The organism is Actinokineospora sp. PR83 (assembly GCF_021056305.1).
In the GTDB taxonomy this organism is placed as follows: domain Bacteria; phylum Actinomycetota; class Actinomycetes; order Mycobacteriales; family Pseudonocardiaceae; genus Actinokineospora; species Actinokineospora spheciospongiae.
Genome location: NZ_JAJCXD010000073.1, coordinates 15,235 through 34,102 on the forward strand (window position 1 = coordinate 15,235; position 18,868 = coordinate 34,102).

19 protein-coding genes, 1 tRNA gene and 1 pseudogene are annotated in these 18,868 nt (G+C 63.3%); 12 read left to right on the forward strand and 9 right to left on the reverse strand.

Annotation, left to right across the window (positions count from 1 at the left end; translation table 11 throughout):
* Positions 1–41: 41 nt before the first annotated feature.
* The 5 genes and pseudogenes from L6E12_RS23630 (at position 42) to L6E12_RS23650 (ending at position 5,034) form a co-directional block, all read left to right on the forward strand.
* A pseudogene (locus L6E12_RS23630) lies at positions 42–863 on the forward strand (IS5 family transposase).
* 387 nt (positions 864–1,250) lie between these two features.
* A complete protein-coding gene (locus tag L6E12_RS23635; RefSeq protein ID WP_236230119.1) occupies positions 1,251–1,598 on the forward strand; it encodes an integrase in 348 nt (115 codons plus the stop codon).
* A gap of 495 nt (positions 1,599–2,093) precedes the next feature.
* A complete protein-coding gene (locus L6E12_RS23640; protein WP_236230120.1) occupies positions 2,094–3,434 on the forward strand; it encodes an ATP-binding protein in 1,341 nt (446 codons plus the stop codon).
* A 3-nt stretch (positions 3,435–3,437) separates the two neighbouring features.
* Positions 3,438–4,292, forward strand: a complete 855-nt coding sequence (locus L6E12_RS23645; protein WP_236230121.1) for a hypothetical protein — start codon at positions 3,438–3,440, stop codon at positions 4,290–4,292.
* Positions 4,293–4,473: 181 nt separating this feature from the next.
* On the forward strand, positions 4,474–5,034 hold the full coding sequence (locus L6E12_RS23650; RefSeq protein WP_236230122.1) for an NUDIX hydrolase: 561 nt from the start codon (positions 4,474–4,476) through the stop codon (positions 5,032–5,034).
* On the opposite strand, the gene L6E12_RS23655 is transcribed toward L6E12_RS23650, so the two are convergent.
* Both L6E12_RS23655 and L6E12_RS23660 read right to left on the reverse strand, forming a co-directional pair.
* A complete protein-coding gene (locus L6E12_RS23655) occupies positions 5,008–6,096 on the reverse strand; it encodes a tetratricopeptide repeat protein (RefSeq protein WP_236230123.1) in 1,089 nt (362 codons plus the stop codon). The genes L6E12_RS23650 and L6E12_RS23655 overlap by 27 nt on opposite strands.
* A gap of 220 nt (positions 6,097–6,316) precedes the next feature.
* Entirely contained in the window at positions 6,317–6,703 is a 387-nt protein-coding gene (locus tag L6E12_RS23660; RefSeq protein WP_236230124.1) for a hypothetical protein, read from the reverse strand.
* A gap of 150 nt (positions 6,704–6,853) precedes the next feature.
* Between L6E12_RS23660 and L6E12_RS23665 the strand changes: the two genes are divergently transcribed.
* The 5 genes from L6E12_RS23665 to L6E12_RS23685 are packed head-to-tail and all read left to right on the forward strand — an operon-like array spanning position 6,854 to position 10,656.
* On the forward strand, positions 6,854–7,129 hold the full coding sequence (locus L6E12_RS23665) for a helix-turn-helix domain-containing protein (RefSeq protein ID WP_236230125.1): 276 nt from the start codon (positions 6,854–6,856) through the stop codon (positions 7,127–7,129).
* Positions 7,126–7,458: a WhiB family transcriptional regulator gene (locus L6E12_RS23670; protein ID WP_236230126.1), complete on the forward strand. Its 333-nt coding sequence runs from the start codon at positions 7,126–7,128 to the stop codon at positions 7,456–7,458. Before L6E12_RS23665 ends, L6E12_RS23670 begins: the two co-directional genes overlap by 4 nt.
* Positions 7,455–7,781, forward strand: coding sequence for a hypothetical protein (locus L6E12_RS23675; protein ID WP_236230127.1), 327 nt, complete (start codon positions 7,455–7,457; stop codon positions 7,779–7,781). Before L6E12_RS23670 ends, L6E12_RS23675 begins: the two co-directional genes overlap by 4 nt.
* Complete coding sequence (locus L6E12_RS23680; RefSeq protein ID WP_236230128.1) at positions 7,778–8,515, forward strand: hypothetical protein; 738 nt, start codon at positions 7,778–7,780, stop codon at positions 8,513–8,515. Before L6E12_RS23675 ends, L6E12_RS23680 begins: the two co-directional genes overlap by 4 nt.
* On the forward strand, positions 8,512–10,656 hold the full coding sequence (locus L6E12_RS23685) for a cell division protein FtsK (RefSeq protein ID WP_236230129.1): 2,145 nt from the start codon (positions 8,512–8,514) through the stop codon (positions 10,654–10,656). The genes L6E12_RS23680 and L6E12_RS23685 overlap by 4 nt, the downstream gene beginning before the upstream one ends.
* Positions 10,657–10,774: 118 nt before the next feature.
* Here the strand turns inward: L6E12_RS23685 and L6E12_RS23690 are convergent, their stop codons facing one another.
* Genes L6E12_RS23690 through L6E12_RS23705 form a run of 4 tightly spaced genes read right to left on the reverse strand, consistent with a single transcriptional unit; the run spans position 10,775 to position 13,299 of the window.
* Positions 10,775–11,116, reverse strand: coding sequence for a hypothetical protein (locus tag L6E12_RS23690; protein ID WP_236230130.1), 342 nt, complete (start codon positions 11,114–11,116; stop codon positions 10,775–10,777).
* A 12-nt stretch (positions 11,117–11,128) separates the two neighbouring features.
* Positions 11,129–11,914 (reverse strand): Scr1 family TA system antitoxin-like transcriptional regulator, encoded by a 786-nt coding sequence (locus tag L6E12_RS23695; RefSeq protein ID WP_236230131.1) that lies wholly within the window; start codon positions 11,912–11,914, stop codon positions 11,129–11,131.
* Entirely contained in the window at positions 11,911–12,408 is a 498-nt protein-coding gene (locus L6E12_RS23700) for a hypothetical protein (protein WP_236230132.1), read from the reverse strand. The genes L6E12_RS23695 and L6E12_RS23700 overlap by 4 nt, the downstream gene beginning before the upstream one ends.
* Before the next feature lie 60 nt (positions 12,409–12,468).
* On the reverse strand, positions 12,469–13,299 hold the full coding sequence (locus L6E12_RS23705) for a helix-turn-helix transcriptional regulator (RefSeq protein ID WP_236230133.1): 831 nt from the start codon (positions 13,297–13,299) through the stop codon (positions 12,469–12,471).
* 197 nt (positions 13,300–13,496) lie between these two features.
* Here L6E12_RS23705 and L6E12_RS23710 point away from each other — a divergent pair, with 197 nt between their 5' ends.
* Entirely contained in the window at positions 13,497–14,672 is a 1,176-nt protein-coding gene (locus tag L6E12_RS23710) for a hypothetical protein (RefSeq protein WP_236230134.1), read from the forward strand.
* Here L6E12_RS23710 and L6E12_RS23715 read toward each other — a convergent pair.
* On the reverse strand, positions 14,650–15,927 hold the full coding sequence (locus tag L6E12_RS23715; RefSeq protein ID WP_236230135.1) for a tyrosine-type recombinase/integrase: 1,278 nt from the start codon (positions 15,925–15,927) through the stop codon (positions 14,650–14,652). The two genes, L6E12_RS23710 and L6E12_RS23715, sit on opposite strands and share 23 nt — an antisense overlap.
* 82 nt (positions 15,928–16,009) lie before the next feature.
* A tRNA-Leu gene (locus L6E12_RS23720) sits at positions 16,010–16,086 on the reverse strand.
* Positions 16,087–16,237: 151 nt separating this feature from the next.
* On the opposite strand from L6E12_RS23720, the gene L6E12_RS23725 reads away from it, so the two are divergent.
* Positions 16,238–16,843, forward strand: a complete 606-nt coding sequence (locus L6E12_RS23725) for an ANTAR domain-containing response regulator (protein ID WP_236230136.1) — start codon at positions 16,238–16,240, stop codon at positions 16,841–16,843.
* A gap of 53 nt (positions 16,844–16,896) precedes the next feature.
* On the opposite strand, the gene L6E12_RS23730 is transcribed toward L6E12_RS23725, so the two are convergent.
* Positions 16,897–18,729 carry a hypothetical protein gene (locus tag L6E12_RS23730; RefSeq protein WP_236230137.1) on the reverse strand — a complete coding sequence of 611 codons (1,833 nt, stop codon included), beginning with the start codon at positions 18,727–18,729 and terminating at the stop codon, positions 16,897–16,899.
* Between the last annotated feature and the right edge of the window lie 139 nt (positions 18,730–18,868).

Here is an 18,868-nt window from a genome sequence, read left to right on the forward strand (position 1 = left end):
CTTGGGTGGTGGCGGTGTCGCCGGTTGTGGATCATGGACCGGTGAGGAGAGGTCATTCGCCGCCGTGGGTCGTGTCCGACGGGCTGTGGGAGCGGATCGAGCCGTTGTTGCCGGTGGTGGAGTGCAGGTCGCGTAACCCTGGTCGGAAGCGGTTGCCGGAGCGGCAGGTGCTGTGCGGGGTGTTGTTCGTGTTGCATACCGGGATTCAGTTGGAGTTCCTTTCCCAACGGCTCGGGTTTGGGTCGGGAACGACCTGTTGGCGGCAGTTGGCGGAATGAAACGAGGCCGGGGTGTGAGCCCGGTTGCACGAGATTCTGCTCGCTGGGTTGCGCTTGGCGGGCAGGCTGGACTGGGATCGGGCGGTGATCGGCTCCTCGCACGTGCGAGCCGCACGGCGGAGCCCGAAAGCGGTGCCAGTCCGGTCGACCGGGGGCAGGCCGGGCTCCAAGCACCACGTCCTGATCGACGGTGGCGGCGTGCCGTTGGCGGTGGTGTTGACCGGCGGCAACCGTCACGATGTCACCCGGTTGGAACCACTGCTGGACGCGGTGCCCGATGTCCGGGGGCGAGTCGGGCGGCCTCGCCATCGTCCGAAGGTGGTCTACGGCGACCGGGCCTATGACCACGACAAGTACCGGCGACGGTTGCGCGCTCGGGGCATCGGCACTCGCATCGCCCGCCGCGGACATACGCACGGCTCGGGCCTGGGCGCGGTGCGATGGGTCGTAGAGCGCACCATCGCCTGGTATCACGGCATGAAACGCCTGCGCATCCGCTGGGAACGCCGCGACGACATGCACGAGGCCTTACTCGCCCTCGCCACCTGCATCATCACCTGGCGACACGTCCAACGACTTTATTAGGAACTCTAAGGCGATCGACAAGCGTGTGGTCGTCAACCCGGAACAAGCCGGACGGTTGTTCGACGCAGTGGGCGCTCAGAAGCCCAGCGGCGGCCGACTGGTGGCGTTCTTCGCCGCGATGTACTACGCAGCCGCGCGGCCCGGGGAAGCGGCGAACCTCGAAGAGTCGGACCTGCTGATCCCCAACGCAGCGTGGGACGAGACCGAAGAGCGGTGGGTGTTCCCGGACGGAGTGACCGAGGACGGGGGAGAACTGTTGCTGTCGGAGTCGGCACCGGAGACCGGGGCCGCCTGGAGTGAGACGGGTACCCGGCGCGACCGGCGACAGCTCAAACACCGGGAGAAGAGCGACACCCGCAGCGCGCCCTGCCCGCCCCAGCTCGCCGTGTGCTGCGCAACCACATCCGCCTGTTCGGCACCGACGCCGAAGGGCACTTGTTCCGCGGGTATCGGGACACGGGGCTGCTGTCGGAGTCCACCTACAGCCGCGCTTGGCGCAACGCCCGGAGGGACGCGCTCACCGAGGAGGAGTACGCATCACCGCTGGCGCGTCGCGCCTACCAGTTGCGCCACGCCGCAGTGTCCACCCAGTTGGCTGCGGGCATCCCCCCGCAGCAGGTTGCCGAGTGGGCGGGTCACTCGCTGGAGGTCCTGTTCAAGATCTACGCCAAGTGCCTGTCGGGGCAGGAGGACATCGCCCGTAGGCGGCTGACCGAGGCGTACCGCACGGACTGACCCCCGTGCCGATTTCGGTACGCATTCGGCACGGACACCCGTAGACGGTCCGCCACAGCCGGACATCACCGGACAGAACAAGATCAGCCCGTGACCCGGAAATCCCAGGTCACGGGCTGATTTTGCGTGGTCAGAGAGAGTGCCCCCGGTGCGACTCGAACGCACACTGGACGGATTTTGAGTCGGCGACGTGGCCAGGCTTCATGCGACGACCAGTGTCAACATGTAACGACAAGTCCCTCAGGCCAGCATCCTCGAACTTCGCTGGTCGGCATCTCGCACCCCGATTCGCACCCAGGGTGGCCCGTCCAGATGGCTCCTATGCCGCGCTTGGAAGCTGGTAGGGCTACTCCAACTGTTTTAGGCTGAACATCTGAGAAATCATTAGCAGGCATCAGGTTGTTAATCAGCAACTAGGCGTGCCAAAAATTGGTCTGTTCATAACGACTATCGCGTGATCCATGTAGTGCTCCTCAACTTGCGCTGAGTAGTATGATGAATCTTCCACTGGAAAAGGGGAAAGTTTTGGCTGGCAAAGAAGGTATCCAAGAATCAGTAAGTCCAGGTCATTCGGACTTGCAGTTGAAAGAACTGAAAGTTACGGGATTGTTTGGAAAGTACAAGCATTCAATTCCATTTCCTACATCTCATGATGAGCAGGGATCGTTAGCTTCAATTCTCATTATTCATGGGTTGAATGGTGTGGGCAAGACAACCTTGCTTCAGATGCTTAACGGAATTATGAAGCTAAACTTTGACGTATTTCGTGCAGTTCCTTTTGAGGTGTGCTCGCTGAGCTTTACTAACGGGGACCGACTGATTGTTAAAGCGGAACGAGAGTCTCTTGATATTTCATTTAGACAAACTCAGGTCAAATTGCAAAAGCGCAAAGGAATGAAGGGTGCTTTCAATCCGGTTGAACAACCTCTAGTAGAGGAATTTAGGCATCAGTTCTATACCGCTGTCAATAATATTTCTCTTCAGTTTTTCGACGCTGACCGTGCACGCCGGGCCAAATTCCTGCTAGAAGTTAAGAACAGCAGTCCTGACAGCCTTACAAGTTTGCCATCTTCCTTGCTGCCGGAGATCTTGCGGCCTGAAGAAGCAAAGAAGACGATCGCTACTGCTATCCAAGAATTTATCCGAGAAGCACAACTTGATTCAACCGCCTTTTTTGGCACGCATGACCTGAATTTGTTTAGTAAAATTATCGAAGACCTCAGAAGGTCCGACAAAAAACCGATAAACATTCTGCAGATCCGCCAGACGATCGAACAGGTTAGTGACTTAGAGGTGCAACACCGCCGCTTGGGTTTGCGCGTAGATGACTGGGATCCGGCCCAATTGGTCCAGCAGTTGGACTCGTCTGCGGCTGAAGAAAACACGCACGCTTTAACTGTATTGCAGACATATACCGAACTCCTTCAATCACGAGCTCAGTCACGACAGTTGATAGCAGAACGCTTGCTTACTTTCGAACAAGTAATGGCCGATTTTTTCGAAGATAAAAAAGTAACTGTAAATGCTCGTTTTGGGATCATGATCGAGTCTTCAAATGGTTCTATTATTGATGAGCTTCAGTTAAGTTCAGGAGAGCATCAGCTACTCTACTTGATGGTTTCGGCATTGACGACACGCCGAAAAGGGACGGTTCTGGCAATCGATGAACCAGAGCTTTCGATGCATATTTCATGGCAACGAAAGTTGGTCCGAAATCTTGTTAAATGTGCTTCGCGGGCAGCTCCACAGATCATCCTTGCAACTCACTCACCGGATGTAGCAAATGAGTTCTCCGACAATATGATCAATCTCAAGAGGAACTCAAAGGAATCATAGGGCATGCTTCGTCGAGGTCCTGGAACGATACTAACTGCACACAAAATGGATCCAAACCGTCGGGAACTATATGTTGAAGGTACAAAAGATCGAGCTTTTCTAAAATGGATTAGTGGGCATAATCTAGACTCGAACACCACCGTGCAGATTATTGACTCGGTGGATATGGCCGATGTTGATCAGGGGGGTAATCGGCAACGCCTTATCGATTTTTTGCGGACTGTTGAAGATGCGCAGGTACAGATTCGAGGATTAATTGACCTCGACCATGGCAAATTTGTAGAGGAAACATACCCAGTCAACTCCTGGGTTACCGACTATCGAGATATGGAAGGCTACGTTCTTGGTGTTTCTAATATCGAAAAGGCACTGAAACTCGGCTACGGTATTGAAATGGTAGATGCGCATAAGGTTTTCAATGCAATGTGTGTTGTCGCAAAGTATTTAACTGCAGTACGGTTGTCTAGCCAATTAAATTCTTGGAGACTTCCAGTTTCTGAAATCAACTTGCGGAAGTATGTTAAGGCGGACTCTCAAGGGGGCATCAGTATAGACAAAGAAAAAATTATTAAAGCTTTGCTGCAGGCCGCAGAAATAAGTTTAACTCGAATGACAAAAGTCGTAAACACAATTCAAGAAACTATCCAGAATATTGATGCAGAGGATCCTGTATTTGTCTGCCATGGCAAGGATGCAATGAAACTGCTTTCCGTGCAGTTTAAAGCCCTTGGTGTGCCGAATGTGTCCGATGTTAGTCCTATAATCTGGACCACCTTTGATCCAATCTCACTTAGAGCTTTACCAAACTTGAATCAAGCGGTTGCATTTTTATTGAATAAGAGTGCAATCGAAAATTAGATGCCTTTGGCGTAATTGGCAAATGTAGGACGTGAAGGGTGGGAACGTGCCTTTCTTCGTTCGACTGCCATATAGTCCTTAATAATGCGCAGATCTTCGCGAACACAAACTATACTTCTAGATTAAATAAAGCTCGAACTTCCGACTAGCCTGGGGGTCTCTGTTGGTTTACTATCATCAAATGGAACCCAACCATGAAAATATTCATTGGAAAATTCACGGTCGACGTGCTGTATATGCGAATAAGTGGGTCAATCTTGAATTGGTGGATGTAGAACCTCCGGACGGAAGTCGTTTCGAGCACCATGTGGTAAAATTGGATCATGTTGCTATAGCATTCTTGCTTAACGAACGAAATGAAGTTTTGACGCTATGGCGATATCGTTTTGCTGTGAATAAATGGGGTTATGAGCTTATTGGTGGGCTAGTGGAGAAAAATGAAAATCCGGCTCAGACTGCCGCTCGGGAAGCTGTAGAGGAAACAGGCTGGCGGCCGATCGGTCCACCAGAGCACGTCATGAGTTTCCAACCGCTGCCAGGCATGGTCGACGCGCCCGTAGATGTATATATGTGGACGGCGGCAGAAAAGATTGGTGAGCCGATCGATGCTGAAGAAGCTGCTCGAATTGAATGGATTCCCGTGGATCGGATGTTGGAACTGATAAAAAACGGTGAAGTGTTGGGTTCGGGAGCGATCATCCCGTTGCTATATTACCTAGCCACCCGTAATATCCGGGCTTAGGTCAATGTATTCTAGGCGTTTCCGCTGGCGGTCGGAGTCGATGCGGGCTGCCAGTTGGCGGCCCTTTCGGATGTAAGCCAGTGCTTTTTCTCGGTCACCCGCTACGGCGTAGGCGATAGCCAGGTCTACATACATGCCGGTTTGGCCTCGGATGGCTGCGGTGGGGGAGGACTCCAAGAGCTTGGCGGCGGTTTCGAGTTGGTTGATCGCGTCTTCGTCGCCGAGCTTGAGGAGGGTGTTGCCGCGCCAGCGGGTGAGGTGGCCGTCATCGAGGAGGAGGAAGGGGAGGGAGGGGTCTACGGGGTCGGTGGGCATGAGGCGGTTGGCGTCGTCGAAGGCTTGGAGGGCGGCTGTGCGGTTGCCTACGGCGGCCAGGCCCTCGCCGTGGGCGGCTGCCAGCCATGTGCGGAGGAGGGCGGGGGCCTGGGCGTCGGCGACATAGCGGGCGAACTCCAGGAGTTCCACGGCTGCTGAGTGTTCGCCCATGTCTTGGAGGATGACCGCTTGTTGTGCGGCGGCGTGGGCCAAGAGGTGTGGGGCGTTGGCCTCGCGGGCTGAGACCTTGGCGTCCTCGTGGAGTTGCCACGCCTGGAGTTGGGAACCCCGGTCCAGGGCGTTCCAGCCTGCCAGGGTTCGGGCGTCGGTGAGGATGTGGGAGAGGCGTTCGCGGTGGGTGGGGTTGACGCTGTAGGAGCGGATTGCTTCCAACTGGCGGATGTGGGCGCTCAGTTGGTCGAGGACGGGGAGGGAGCCGAACTGCTTGTCGGCTCCTCTGAGGTCGTTGACCTGGCGTTGGAAGAGGTCGAGCGTGGCGGCGTCGACGGTGCGGGAGACCAGTAGACGGTTGCGGAGTTCTTCGGCGCTCTCGCTGGCTGGCTCGGGTGGGAAGCCCAACTCCTCGTTGGTGCGGCCGTAGATTTCGCGGAACAGGCGTTGGTAGCCGGGTTCGGTCACCTCTACGTGGCCGTTCTCCCAACGCGACATCATGATGTTGAGCGCGGACTCTGATGCCCGGGGCAGGCCGGGGACCTGCTCACGACGGGCGAGGAAGTAGCGGACCACGTGGGCTTGGGTGTACTTCAGTTCTTGCCGGACAGCCTGTAGTTTTGTGCGGGCGTCCCTGCGGTTGCGAGTTGTCAACGCGGCCCCCCGGCCGTTGTGACATGCCGACCTAACTGGACCTAACAAGGCCCGTGTTAGGTGCTGGCAATTATTTTCACCCCCCTCGCCGCGGTCTGCTGTTCTCATGACAGCGAACCGAAATGCCCGTGTGGAACGAGCGTCAGTCCTCCTTTCTCGGTTGGGTTCTGCCCGACTCGTCGAGGCGACTTGTCAGGGTGCCCACCTGTGCTCGCAGGCCGCGAAGCTCGCGGATGACGGTCTGCAACAGGGGGATGACCGGGTCCTCTGTGTACGTCGTGGTGCTGTCGGGGCTCGGCGGGGTCTTCCCACGGAGTACGGCCGACAGGTGTTCCGGGTGCCAGTCGAGGGCTATCGACATGGCTTCCAGGGTGCGCGGGCTGCGGCGGCGGTGGATTTTGCCTTGCTGGAGTTCGCGGACGATCGCCAGCGAGACACCCGATCGTTCGGAAAGCTCGCGCTGCTTGAGCGCCAGCTCGTCCGCGCGGCTGTTGATCGCCGACGCGACCGCAGGCCAATCCTCGTCCACGTACGCCTCCGTGCTCCGCCTCAGCGCTGACATTAGCGAGGGATGCACTGACGAAGACGAGATTGCGCTGACATGAGCGGTAATTAGCCATTAATGAGCGCTGATGTCAGTTGTGGACGAATGATGTCAGTTTCGCGAAGGGCTCTTGCAATGACCAACTTTGCCCTGAACAACCAACTGCCCACGTTCTACACGGTTCCCGAGGCCGCTCGCATCCTGCGGGTTGACGCGGCCACCGTCTACCGGGCGATCCGGGAGGACGCCTTCCCTGCTGTGCGGGTGCGCTCCCGCTACGTCGTGCCCGCTCAGGCGGTCGCGGAGATGGCCAACCAGGCCGCTGCGACCGGTGGAGTTGTGGACGTTGCCGACATCGCTGCCCAGCGTCGGATGGCTCGTGAGGTCGAGCGTGCCGGTGGTGCCTGGTGAGCGACCACTTCGAGCAGATCGCGGCGGGGCTCGACCAGTACGCCGACGTTCCGGATGACGTCCTGTGGACCCGGGTCACCACGGATGGCGAGTGCATGAGGTTGTACGCCAGCGGCCAGGCGCCGGAGTTCTCCGGTGACATCCACTCCGATCGGGAGTTGGCCGCGCGGGTGTGCGCCGGGTGCCCGGTGCGCGGTGAGTGCCTGGAAGTGGAGTTCCGAACAGCGGGCTACCTGTCGCTCGGGGTGTGGGGCGCGCTGAACGAGGAGGATCGGCGCGCTGTCTACCCGCTGTGGCTCGCACGTCGGGAGACGGGGGATCGGGAATGAGCGCCATCACGATCAGCCCGACCGGTCTGGTTGCCGGGATCGGTGTCCTTCTCGGAGTCGTGCTCATGTGGCGGTCGGGCAAGCGCAAGGCACGTGCGGCAGCGGACGCGGCACGGTCCGGGGTGCGGGCAGTCTCGCTCGCGGGCAGGGTGCTCGTGCTCGCTGGCTTGATTACCGGGACTCAGTGGGTGGTCGTCACCTACGCCACTGAGAACACGACGCTCCTCGCGGTCGTGCTCGGGTTGCCAGCGCTGTTCACGGCGCACACGCTCGTACGCGCCTTGACCATCGTTGCCGATGGTTCGCGGGGCGGGAAGCGATGAACCGCTTCAGCCGGGAAGGGGCAGCCGCGGAATCGCGGCTGCCCCGCCCCTCCCAGGTGGACCGTCTGGCATCACAGGCAACCGAGGCAGCGGAGATCCGCACCTACCAAACCCACCCTGACGTGGTCGCGCTCCGGGTGGAGCAGGTGCGCGCCGAGGTGGACCGGCTCTGTTGGGCTGGGATCGTCCTCGGGCTCGCGTTCACGATGACCAACGTTCAAGCGTTTGCGGCCGGTGGTGCGGCGCCGTGGTCGCTGCCGTGGCTCACTGCGTGGTTGCTCGACCCGATGGTGTCGCTCGTGCTGTTGGCCATCCTGCGTGCGGAACAGGTGACGGCCCGGTATCGGGTGCGCACGGGTTCATGGGTCCGTCGTACCAAGTGGGCGACGCTCACGGCCACCTACGTCATGAACACCTGGGAGTCGTGGGCTGCCGGATCGGTGTCCGGTGTGGTGCTCCACTCCGTCCCGCCGTTGGTGGTGTTCACGGCTGCTGAGGCCGTGACCGACCTCCGGGACAAGCTCACCGCCGCTGTGGCGGTCGCGGTGGCAGATGCCCGGCCACCGGAGGAGAAGCCTGCCCGGAAGCTGTTCGCTGACTACCTGGCGGAAGCGCGGGCGGCTTGGGCTCCCGGGGTCGACGTCACGCCCGCATGGGTTCGCCAGGTCACGGACTGCTCCCGAGGACTCTCCTCGCGGTTGGCGACCGCGCTTTCCGAGGAGGTGCGGTCATGAACGGCGAGCCCCGGGACCTCGTGAACGCCGGGCCGGTTTATGACGCCGAACTCGTGAACGACGTCGTTGTTCACGAACGGCCGCGCGATCGAGTGGCGCGGTGGTGGCGGTACTCGCCTCGCGTGCCGCTGTGGCTGAAGGAACGCACCCACGCGCGGCAAGCCGTGCGGAACGCGCTCGCGTGGCTGCTGCGGGTGCCATGGCGGTACCTCCGGGCCGTTGTCCGGGGCGTCATGGCCGCGCTTCGGTGGTGGCGGCGATGGGTGACCGTCGGCGACTACCGCCAAGCTGCGGAAGCTCAGGGAAAGCTGGCGGACAAGTTCGCGGAGATTCGAGCGCTGTCGCTGTTCCGGTGGCGAGTGACCGGGGTCGCGCTCGCTGTGATCGTGTGTGCTGGGTTGGTCGTGTCGCTTGTCTGCGGCGCCGGCCTGCTGTGGGGCGTTGCTGGCGTCCTGACGGCGCTCCTGGCTGTGCTGGGACGGCAGCGTGATGGGGCACCGGGACGAAAGGCTGTGCTTGCGGGTGCTCGCGCGCTGACGTGGACGATGGACCCCCAGGTGCTCGTGGACGCGTTCCGGGACGCCAAGCTCATCGGCAAGGACGAGTCGCTGCGGCTGGTCGAGCGGGCCACGCGGCAGGGGGACGGCTGGGCTGTCACCGTCGACCTGCCCGCGACCCGCAAGGCGGCCGACGTCGTCAAGAACCGGGATGCGCTGGCGTCGGCGCTGGCCGTGGATGAAATCCAACTCATCGTTGAGCGGGTGCGCGGCAACGGTGGTCATGCCGGGTGGGTGGCGTTGTGGGTCGCGGACACGGACCCGTACGGGGCGCCGCCGATGCGGACACCACTGCTCGGTGCGGACCGGTGGGATGCCTGGCGGCCGGTGCCGTTCGGTCGGGATGCGCGACAGCGGCGGATCGACCTGCCGTTGGTGTGGACGTCGCTTCTGGTCGGTGCCATCCCTCGCCAAGGCAAGATGTTCGCGGCGCGGTTGGCCGCTGCCGGTCTCATCTTGGATCCGTACACGCGGCTGTACGTGGCCGACTTCAAGGCGGGCAAGGACTGGGACGCCTCAGCCCAGGTCGCGCACCGGTTCATGTCCGGTGATGAGGCCGCGCATGTCCTGTTGCTCATCGACTGGCTTGTCGAACTGGTGGGGGAGGTGCAGGGACGCTATCGGCGCATGAGGGAGTTGGACGACGAGGTCTGTCCCGAATCCAAGATCACCCCGGCGATCTCCAGGGACACCGTGCTCGACATGCCTGTCACCGCGATCATCGTGGATGAGGTCCAGGTGCCGTTGGAGGAGCGTACGGCCGTCGAGGTCGAGGGTCGCAGGGTGACGGCTGGCGAGTACGTCGGTGAACTGCTGACGTGGCTTGCCAAGAAAGGACCCGCTGCGGGGATCGTGCTCGTGCTGGCGACTCAACGGCCGGACTCCAAGACGATCCCGTCCGGACTGCGTGCGGTGCTCGGTTCGCGGTTCGCCCTGCGGGTCATGGACTGGCGCGACTCGAACATCATCCTCGGGGAGCAAATGAACACCCGGGGGTATGACTCCAGTCGGCTCCTCGCGTCCCACAAGGGCGTGGGCATCTTGCGGCCCGATGGGGAATCCGAGACTGGTGCCGATGTGCTGGCGACGGTCGTGCGCACGTACTACATGCCCAACGAGGATTGGCGGACGTTGTGCGCTCGGGGTAGGACTCTGCGAGTCGCGGAAGGAACGCTCTCCGGACACGCGGCCGGTGAGGAGTCGACTCCTGCTCTGCTCGGTGCGTCCGTTCCCATGGTCGAGGTCGCGCAGACGACGGAGGAGTTGCCGAGTCTGTTGGCTGAGGTGGTCGAGTACGTCGACCGTCACGGGGACGGGCGTGAGTTCATCCCCAACGCTGAACTGGTCGAGGTAACCGGGTTCGACTCGACCACGCTGGGACGTCAAATGAGCGAGTTCGGCTGTGTGTCGACACGGGACAGGATCGCGTCCGAGGAGGGCGTTCGCCAGGTGCGCGGGTACCGGGTGTCCGAGATCGAATCCGCTGTCACACGCTACGCGAACCCGTCACAGGCCGGTCCGGTTGTGACAGATGCTGTGACAGACCGGAATGTGGTCCCGAGCAGGGAAGATGGTGCGTTGTGACAGGTGTGACGGGTTCGCGCGAACCCGTCACAAACGCCCGTGACGCCATCTGGCGGACCTCAATCGGGAGGTCCGGCAGACGGCGTCACTTGTCACACGCGGAGGACGGGCGGGGGCATCACTCGTCCAGCCGGTGCTTCGACGGGTGGTCTGCGTCCGGCCACTTGGGAGCAGGTCCGAATGACTTGTACCAGTCAGGGTCGATCGGACTGCTGCCGTCAGCGTTCGGCGGCAGGGCGTCGGGTCCGGTGTACTGGTGGTCGATGAACCATTGGGCCACGTAGATGGCGTGGCGGCACGCGTACTCGAAGTCGTCGAGCGACGATTGGTCGATGTCCAGGACTTCGATCTTGTGTGCGAGCCTGTTGGCCGACGTGCCGATCATGCCCAGGAGCACGGTCAGGTTGGGAAGCAGGGCGGGCACCGTCGCGCCCTGCGGGTTCGGGTCGGGTGGTGGCATGGCTGGCTCCTGTCACGGGGTGATGTTGGCGGCGAGTCGAAGCAGTGCTTCGTTGGTTTCCTTGACCGAGAGAGCTGCGTTCATGAGCGTGCTCTCGACTCTCGTGTAGGGAGAGGTCTCGCTGGGACGCTCCAGGACGACCGTCGTCACTTCGTGTTCGAGCCAGACGACGGGGTGGAAGTGCTCGATCTGAACGACCCGGAAGGCTCCGTGGAGGGGAGTGCTGTTCGGGAGCAGACGGACGGGCTTGGGTGCGGAAGTGAGGTGCCGTAGCTGTTCCCGCATGACATGACGCGGTACGGCGGTGTCGCGCAGTGCGGCAGGGTGAAGCAGGTACCTGTCTGCCAGGCGCTCATGGCCCGGTGTGGCTCGCTCCTGGTTGGAGTTGTAAGCGTCGGTGCGGAGTGGGCCGGGGATGGGGGAGGGGCAAACGCTGGTGATGGTGTGGGCTTCCGCTTCGATGGCGCTCAGGATCTCAGTGCCTTGGGTTCGATGGATGATCCATTGGGTGTCACTGGCAGTTCGGGCCAGTTCGTAGAGCGCTGGGCGTCGGTGGGCCGGGATGTCCAGGAGTGCGCAGAGACCACCGATCTCCAGTGGGGTGGGTACCCGGCGACCGGTCATGACGCGGTTGCACATGGCGGGGCTCATCCGCATCTGGTCGGCCAGCTTGCGCGTGGTCAGTCCCCGCTTGGTGCGGTTGGTGTCCAGTTCACGAGCGAGGAGCAACCCGCGCAAGGTCTTGGGTCGAACTCCGTCGATGCCTGCGGCACTGATGTCGGTGACTGTGCTCATCATCGTTTGGTCCTCCGGTACCGCGAGGTCGTCAGGTAGCGCAGGAGTTGTTGAGCCCTGGGGGTGTGGTGGTGGGCGAGGAGCCAGCGCAGTGGGGTGATCGCGTCGTGGTAGACGATGGCGAGTCCGGCGACTTCGGCCGGTTCGACGTGTCCTGTGGGGATCATGTCGATGAGGTTCTGGGGGACGATCCGGAGGTCAGCCAGGGTTCCGTGTAGGTGGCACGCCTGTTCCGGCGGTGGTTCCTGATGTTCTGGGCCAGCGGTTGGAAGATTCTCGTTGGCTGACGAGGTCGGAGGGGTGATGAGCCAGCGGGCGGACTGGCTGATAAGAGTGGGGTAGAGGTGTTCGAGGGCTTCGACGCCAGCTCGGTCGAGTTGCCCTTGGTCCAGAGCCGCATCGATCTCGGTTGAGACCTGGATGAGTTTGTGCAGCTCCGAGGTGAGGGGTGGCATCGTGTCGGTCGGGCCGGTGCCGATGACGGGTTGGTTGGGCATGGGTCTCCTTGTGGTGGTCGGTGACCATCGGGTGTCGGGAAACCTTGGGTGGGGAACTGTTTAAAGCCGCTCGTGAGCGTTGGCCGCGCGTGTGATGAGGTCCGCGCTCTCGTGCGGATCGCAGGCCAAGCCGATCAGTTCGCTGACCGCACTCTCGAACGCGTCAAGGGCGGCTTGGTCGTCGAGGAAACCGGACGTGAAGTGCGTGTGGGTGTGCACCACGGGGCGTGCGGTCGTCGGCATGTAGAGGGTGAAGGCGCCGGTGGGGCGGTAGGCGCCGCGCCGGAAAGGGACAACGTGGATGACCACCCGGCGGTCTTTGAGGAGGGACAGCAACCACCTGAGTTGCATGGCCATCACGGCTGGCCCACCGACTGGCCGTCGTAACACGGCTTCGTCGAGGATCGCCGTGTAGAGGGGTCTCCCGAGGTGGCTCGTTCCTCGTTGGCGGGCGCTGACCCCGGCCAGTTCCTTGGCCGCGTCCTCTGCCGGATGCCGGTACAGCGCCCGCGTGTACGGCGGGATTCGCAGCAAGGCAGGGAGAACCGTGGGCGCGAACTCCACAGCGCGCGATCGGTGCTCCAGGAGTGCGACAGCCATGCGGTGTGTGCGATCCGCCCTCACGGGTGCCCACCAACCGTTGCCCACCTGGTCATCGAGCATCCCCAGGACACACGACCGGTCGTCGTCGTTCGGCTGGTAAACAGCCATTGCGGCTCCGACCTCACTGCGGGACACCGGGCGACGGCCGTTCTCGGAACGGTTCACCGTCGCAGATGATGTGCCCAGCTTGACGGCGGCAACCCTGGTGGTCAGTCCTGCCTCATCCCGCAACCGGGCCAGCGCTGTCCCCAGCATTCGCTGTCGGATCGACACGTGGTCTTCGATCATTTGTGTGCTCCCTGCCCGGCATCTACCGCTGAAACCAGTTCAGGCGCCGTTCCTGTCGGTCACCGGTGCTTGTTGGCTGGTGTCAGCTTGCCGCAGAGGATTCACCCTTGTGAACGACCTGGACGTGCCATCTCTTGCCCTAAGACGACCTAGACTGAATCAGCGCTGACATATGCGGCCAGGGGAGGAGGGTGCACGTGCCCGACACAAGTGATCATGAACTGCGGCGACGGACTCGTTTCGGTGAGTTGCTGCGACAGCGGCACCAGACACCGGAGGAGTTCAGTGCTGAGGCAGAGCGCTTCGCCTGCGAGCGCGGCCTCAAGGGCACGCTGAGCGCCCGCCACGTGCAACGGTTGGCGTCTGGCCTTCGGGACGACGGCAGGCCGTTGGGATTGCCCCGGCCTGCTACCCGGCGGCTGTTGGAGGAGATGCTTGGCGAATCCTTTGATGATCTGCTCGCGCCCGCGCGGGGGACGGTCGTGGTGGACTTGGGCGGGAGTGATGGATTGCGGTCGAGGATTCGAGCGGGCAGGGATATCGACGCTGTCACCGTGGACTTGTTGCGTCAGCGCCTCGAACTCACGAGGGCCATTGATCGTCGGTTGGGTGCTTCTGCCGAACATGACGATCTAGTGGTGCAGATCGGCCAGGTGGAGCGGTTGATAGGTCAGGCGTTCCGACAGTCCATTCGATCGGGTTTGGCCGCGCTGTTGGTGGGTATGTCCGCTCTTGCCGGATGGCGGGCTTTGGACCAAGGTCGAGTCGAACGAGCCTGGGAACATTACGACACTGCTCGCAGATCCGCGCGCGAAGCAGGAGATGTGTCCCTGGAAGCTTTTGTCTGTGCGAGTCAGGCGGTTGTTCTGATCGACATCGGCGAGTCGAATGCCGCTGTCGAACTGACCGAATACGCTCGATCCATCGCCATGGGCAAGGTGTCACCGCTATTGGCGGCGTGGCTCGCGGCTGGATATGGGGAGGTGTGCGCGGTCAATGGTGAGGAGGGCAAGGCCATGGTGGCATTCGATGACGCCCATTCCGTTTTGCCCGCGCAGCCGGACAACTCGGGAATTCCTTACATCGTGTTCAATGAGACGCACTTGGCCAGGTGGCGCGGAGCTGCCTTGGCCAAGGTCGGATTGCCCGAGGCGAACGCTGTGCTGGTCGGGGCGCTGGAACGGCTTGACCCTTCATTCGCCCGTGCGGAAGCTGCACTCAGGGTCGATCTGGTGGAATCGCTGGCCAGCGCTGGTGCGTGGGATCAAGCCGCGTCGCATGTTGAACGTGCCCGATTGCTGGCGAACCAGGTGGGTTCTGTCCGACAGCAGAGGAGACTCGCTCGGGTGCTCAGTCGTTCCGAGCGTTCTTGACCCGCGTCGACTCCAGGGCTTCCTTGGGCATGCGCGATCCCAGGATCTCCGCTGCTTTCCGGTCCGAGGCGGCTACCCAGGCCGCGTAGACCCGCAGGGTGGTAGCGCCGCCCCCGCCATGGCCCAGCCTGCCGGCAACGGTCCTGAGGTCGACGCCTGCGGTCAGCAGCTCGGTGGCTGAGTAGTGGCGCAGGGCGTGGAGGTGGGTGTCGATATCGAGGCGTGTCGCCATGTCCTTGTATCGCTGGCTCACCGCGTTGGGCGGGTAGGGCTGCCGGTGGTCGGGCGTGCGCGTCCCGGTGAACACGAACAGGTCGTCGGTGAACTCCTCGCCGAACTCACGTACGCGGTCGGCTACCCGGTCCCGCTGTTGGCGGAGTAGGACGACCGTTTCCGTGTCGAGTGCTATTCGGCGGCTCTGGTGGGTCTTGGTGTCCTTCTCCTTGCCGCGCACCCAGTTGCGACGGAGGTCGATGACGCCTTCGTCGAAGTCGATTCGGGAGAACCTGAGGCCGCACAACTCGCCACGCCTGACTCCGGTGGTCATCACCAGCCAGACGAGAGTTCCCCAGTCCTTGTCCATCATGAACGCTTCTTTGGCCAGTGCGGCAGCTTCTTTGGGCGACGGCGGATCGGGCTCGGGTGGTTTCTGCCTCGGGCGTCGGGCGATGGCGGCTGGATTGGAGTCGATCCAGTCCCAGCGGAGAGCGGCGTTCATTGTGCCGCTGATGATGGAGTGAATCTGCCGGATGGTCGACGCGACCATGCCCCTGCACTTGTGCTGCTTGCATTCCACCGTGAGGCAGTCGTGGTCATTCGTTTTCTTGTGCTTCTCGATATAGGGCTTGCCGTCGCAGCGAGCACGGCATCGGCGTAGGTCTGTGTAGAAGTTCTCCAGCGATCGGGCACTGACCTTGTTCATCGCTTGCTTGCCCAGGGCTGGTTTGATCGTGCGTGAGATGTAGCCCTCGTACGTCTCGCGGGTGCTGTCTTCGATTTCGCTGGTCCTCATCCACTCGTCCAGGGCGTAGCCCAATGAGACGGATGACGGAGTCGAACGCTGCTTGTCCACGCGCGCGATGAGCTCGGTGAGCTTCTTCTGAGCGGCCCTGTCCGTGCCTTGGATGGTTTCTCGGAAGTAGATGCGTTTGCCTGTTACCGGGTCTGTTCCGGCATAGACTTTGACGCGAAGTGTGTTCCCGCGTTGCTCGATCTCGCCGCGCCTGCGGCCCGTCTCTAGGCGTGCAACACTCATCACCCCAGGTTACTCGCACCCAGGGCCGCACCCACTGATCAACTAGTGATCAACATATTTGGTTGTAACCGCTGGTCAGCGGTGGTGCCCCCGGTGCGACTCGAACGCACACTGGACGGATTTTGAGTCCGCTGCCTCTGCCGATTGGGCTACGGGGGCGTCGGACGAGCACTGTACGCGATCACGTGGGTGGTGGGTGCGGGAGGGGCGGGGTGTCAGCGCGATCACGTCTCGTGGACGACGGGTTGGGGGTGGGCGGCGGTAAGCTTCGGGCTCCGATTCACCGTCACTAGTCCACAGGAGGACCCCGGTGACCGACCTGGCTGCCGAGGCCCAATCGGCCCCGACCCCCCGCCGTGTGCTCGTTGCCGAGGATGAGGCGTTGATTCGCCTTGACCTGGTTGAGATGTTGCGGGAAGAGGGGTACGAGGTTGCCGGGGAGGCCGGGGATGGGGAAGAGGCGGTTCGGTTGGCCGGAGAGTTGCGGCCTGACCTGGTGATCCTTGACGTGAAGATGCCGAAGATGGATGGCATTGACGCGGCTACCTCCATTGCTCGGGAGCGGATTGCGCCGGTGGTGATGTTGACCGCCTTCAGCCAGCGGGAGTTGGTGGAGCGGGCTCGGGACGCGGGGGCGATGGCGTACCTGGTCAAGCCCTTCGCCAAGCACGACCTGGTGCCTGCGATCGAGTTGGCGATGAGTCGGTTCTCCGAGTTGCAGGCCCTGGAGCACGAGGTGGCGGGGCTGACCGAGCGGTTGGAGACCCGGAAGGTGATCGAGCGGGCCAAGGGGCTGCTGATGACCAAGCAGGGGCTTTCGGAGCCGGAGGCCTTCCGGTGGATCCAACGCACCGCCATGGACCGGCGGACGACCATGAAGGCCGTGGCCGAGGCCGTGGTGGAGAACATCACCTGATCGGCGAACGCGGGTCGCTCCGGCACCGGGGCGGCCCGCGGCTCGTTCCCGGGTCAGGGGAGCAGGTCGAAGGAGCGGAGGGTGGACGTGGTTGTTCCGTCCACACCTGACAGTCTCAGTTCGACGGAGTGCCTGCCTGGGGTGAGGGCGGCCAGGGCTATCGGGATGGCGTAGGTGCCCCCGGTGCCGGGGCCGTCCGCCGTGGTCGGGATCGCTGCGATCAGCCCGCCGTCGAGGAACAGTTCCACGCCTTCCACGCCCGCCGTGGAGCCGGTGTCCCATTGGGTGGGGGACGCATCGGCGTGGGCGGTGGCGAGGAGTCTGCCCCGGGGGACCTGGGGGATCGCGGTTCGGAGGTCCCTGCCCGCCGCGTCGCCCAGGGTCAGGGTGGTGCGGGGGAGGGCGGGGGTTGTGGGGCGTTGGGCGTTGGTCCTCGGGGGTGGGATCGAGCCGGGTGGTGCTTGGTCCAGTTCGAGGTACATCTCCTGGACGAGGGTTTGCCTGGTGGTGCCGGGGGCTCGGACGACCAGGGGGGACAGGGTCGGGGCACCGCTGTCGCCCAGGAGGGTGGTGGGGATGTCGGCGGTGACCGTGATCGAGGAGCCCGGGGTGGACGGGCCGGGGACCGCGGGCGTCGCGGGCAGGACCGCTTGCCCGAGTTGGACGGTGACGGCGCCCGGTTCGAGCCCGGTGTCGGCGGTCAGGGTGGCGACGACGCGGGCCGTGGTGGCCCGGGTCAGCGGGGTGCGGGCGATGCCGCTGCCCGGTGCCTGCTCGGCCGGGCCCAGCACCCGCCGGGTGGCGGGGACGACCGGGACCTCCACCGCGGCGGGGACCGGGGTCGCGGGGCCGGTGTGGCCGATGGCGGTGACGTGGACGCGGCTGCGCCTGCCGTCCGGTCCGCGCACCCCCACCAGCGGGTACGCCCGCGTCCACGGGACCGGGGTCGGCGACGTGGCGACCGTGAGGCCGTCCTGGGCGACCTCCACCCCCTGCGGGGACAGCCGGACCTCGAACCGGTGGGCGACCCCCGCCCCCCGGCGCGGTGCGCGGCGGGTCGGGGGCGCCGTGCCGATGCGGACGCCCGCGTCGTCGACGACCACGCGCAGGACCGACGGGGGGACCGAGGCCGGGTCGCGGGTGCCGATGCGGTCCGCGCGGCCGGGGGCCAGGTCGATGGTCAGGGTGCCGCCGGGGCCCGCGGCGTCGGTCAGCACCGTGAAGTGGCCGGTGCCGCCGTCGAGGGTCATCGGCGCGCGGGCGCTGAGCACGGCCTCGTCGGCGCCGCAGCCCAGGTCGACCGGCAGGCCGCGCTCCCCGGCCGCCCGGCCGCCGACGTCCACGCAGCCGGGGTAGCCCGACAGGTGCCACCCGGCCCGGGTGCCGTCGGGGAACTCCTCCAGGGCGCCGGTCAGGCCGTCCCGCCAGGACTCGTGCACCGCCCCGGCCGCCACGTCGGGTAGGCCGAGCGGGCTCGACCGCCTGCCGAAGGCGTCGACGCTGCGGACCGAGACCGACATCGCCACCCCGTCGGGCAGGCCGTCGAACTCGGTGACCGGGGCCGCGGTGAGCCTGGTCCACCCGCCCAGGCGCACCTCGTAGCCCACGGCGCCGCGCGGTGCGGTCCCGCCGGGGAGGCCGTCGGCCCAGGCCAGGCGCACGCGGCCGGCGGCGGGGGTGGCGGTCAGGTCGCGCGGCGGGTCGGGGCGGGCACCGGGTTCCGGCAATACCACGAAATCGGAGTGATACCGCTGAACCCGGTGGCGGTCTGCCCGATCGGGTGGAATCGGGTGCCCGCTTTCACCGTCGACGCGCAGCGCCAGAACAGCCCCGGCGAGCAGGCCCGCGCCCACCACCGCGGCGAGCACCCGATTGCGCCTGCGCACGGTTCCCACGCTAGAGCCCAGCTCACGCCGTGTGAAGACGCTGCTGCGCGCAGGCACCCCAACCCGGCGTGAATTCGAAGTTTCGTCCGTCAGGCGAACAACCGCCCCCGCTTTTCGTTGCAGTCTGATCACGAGGTCG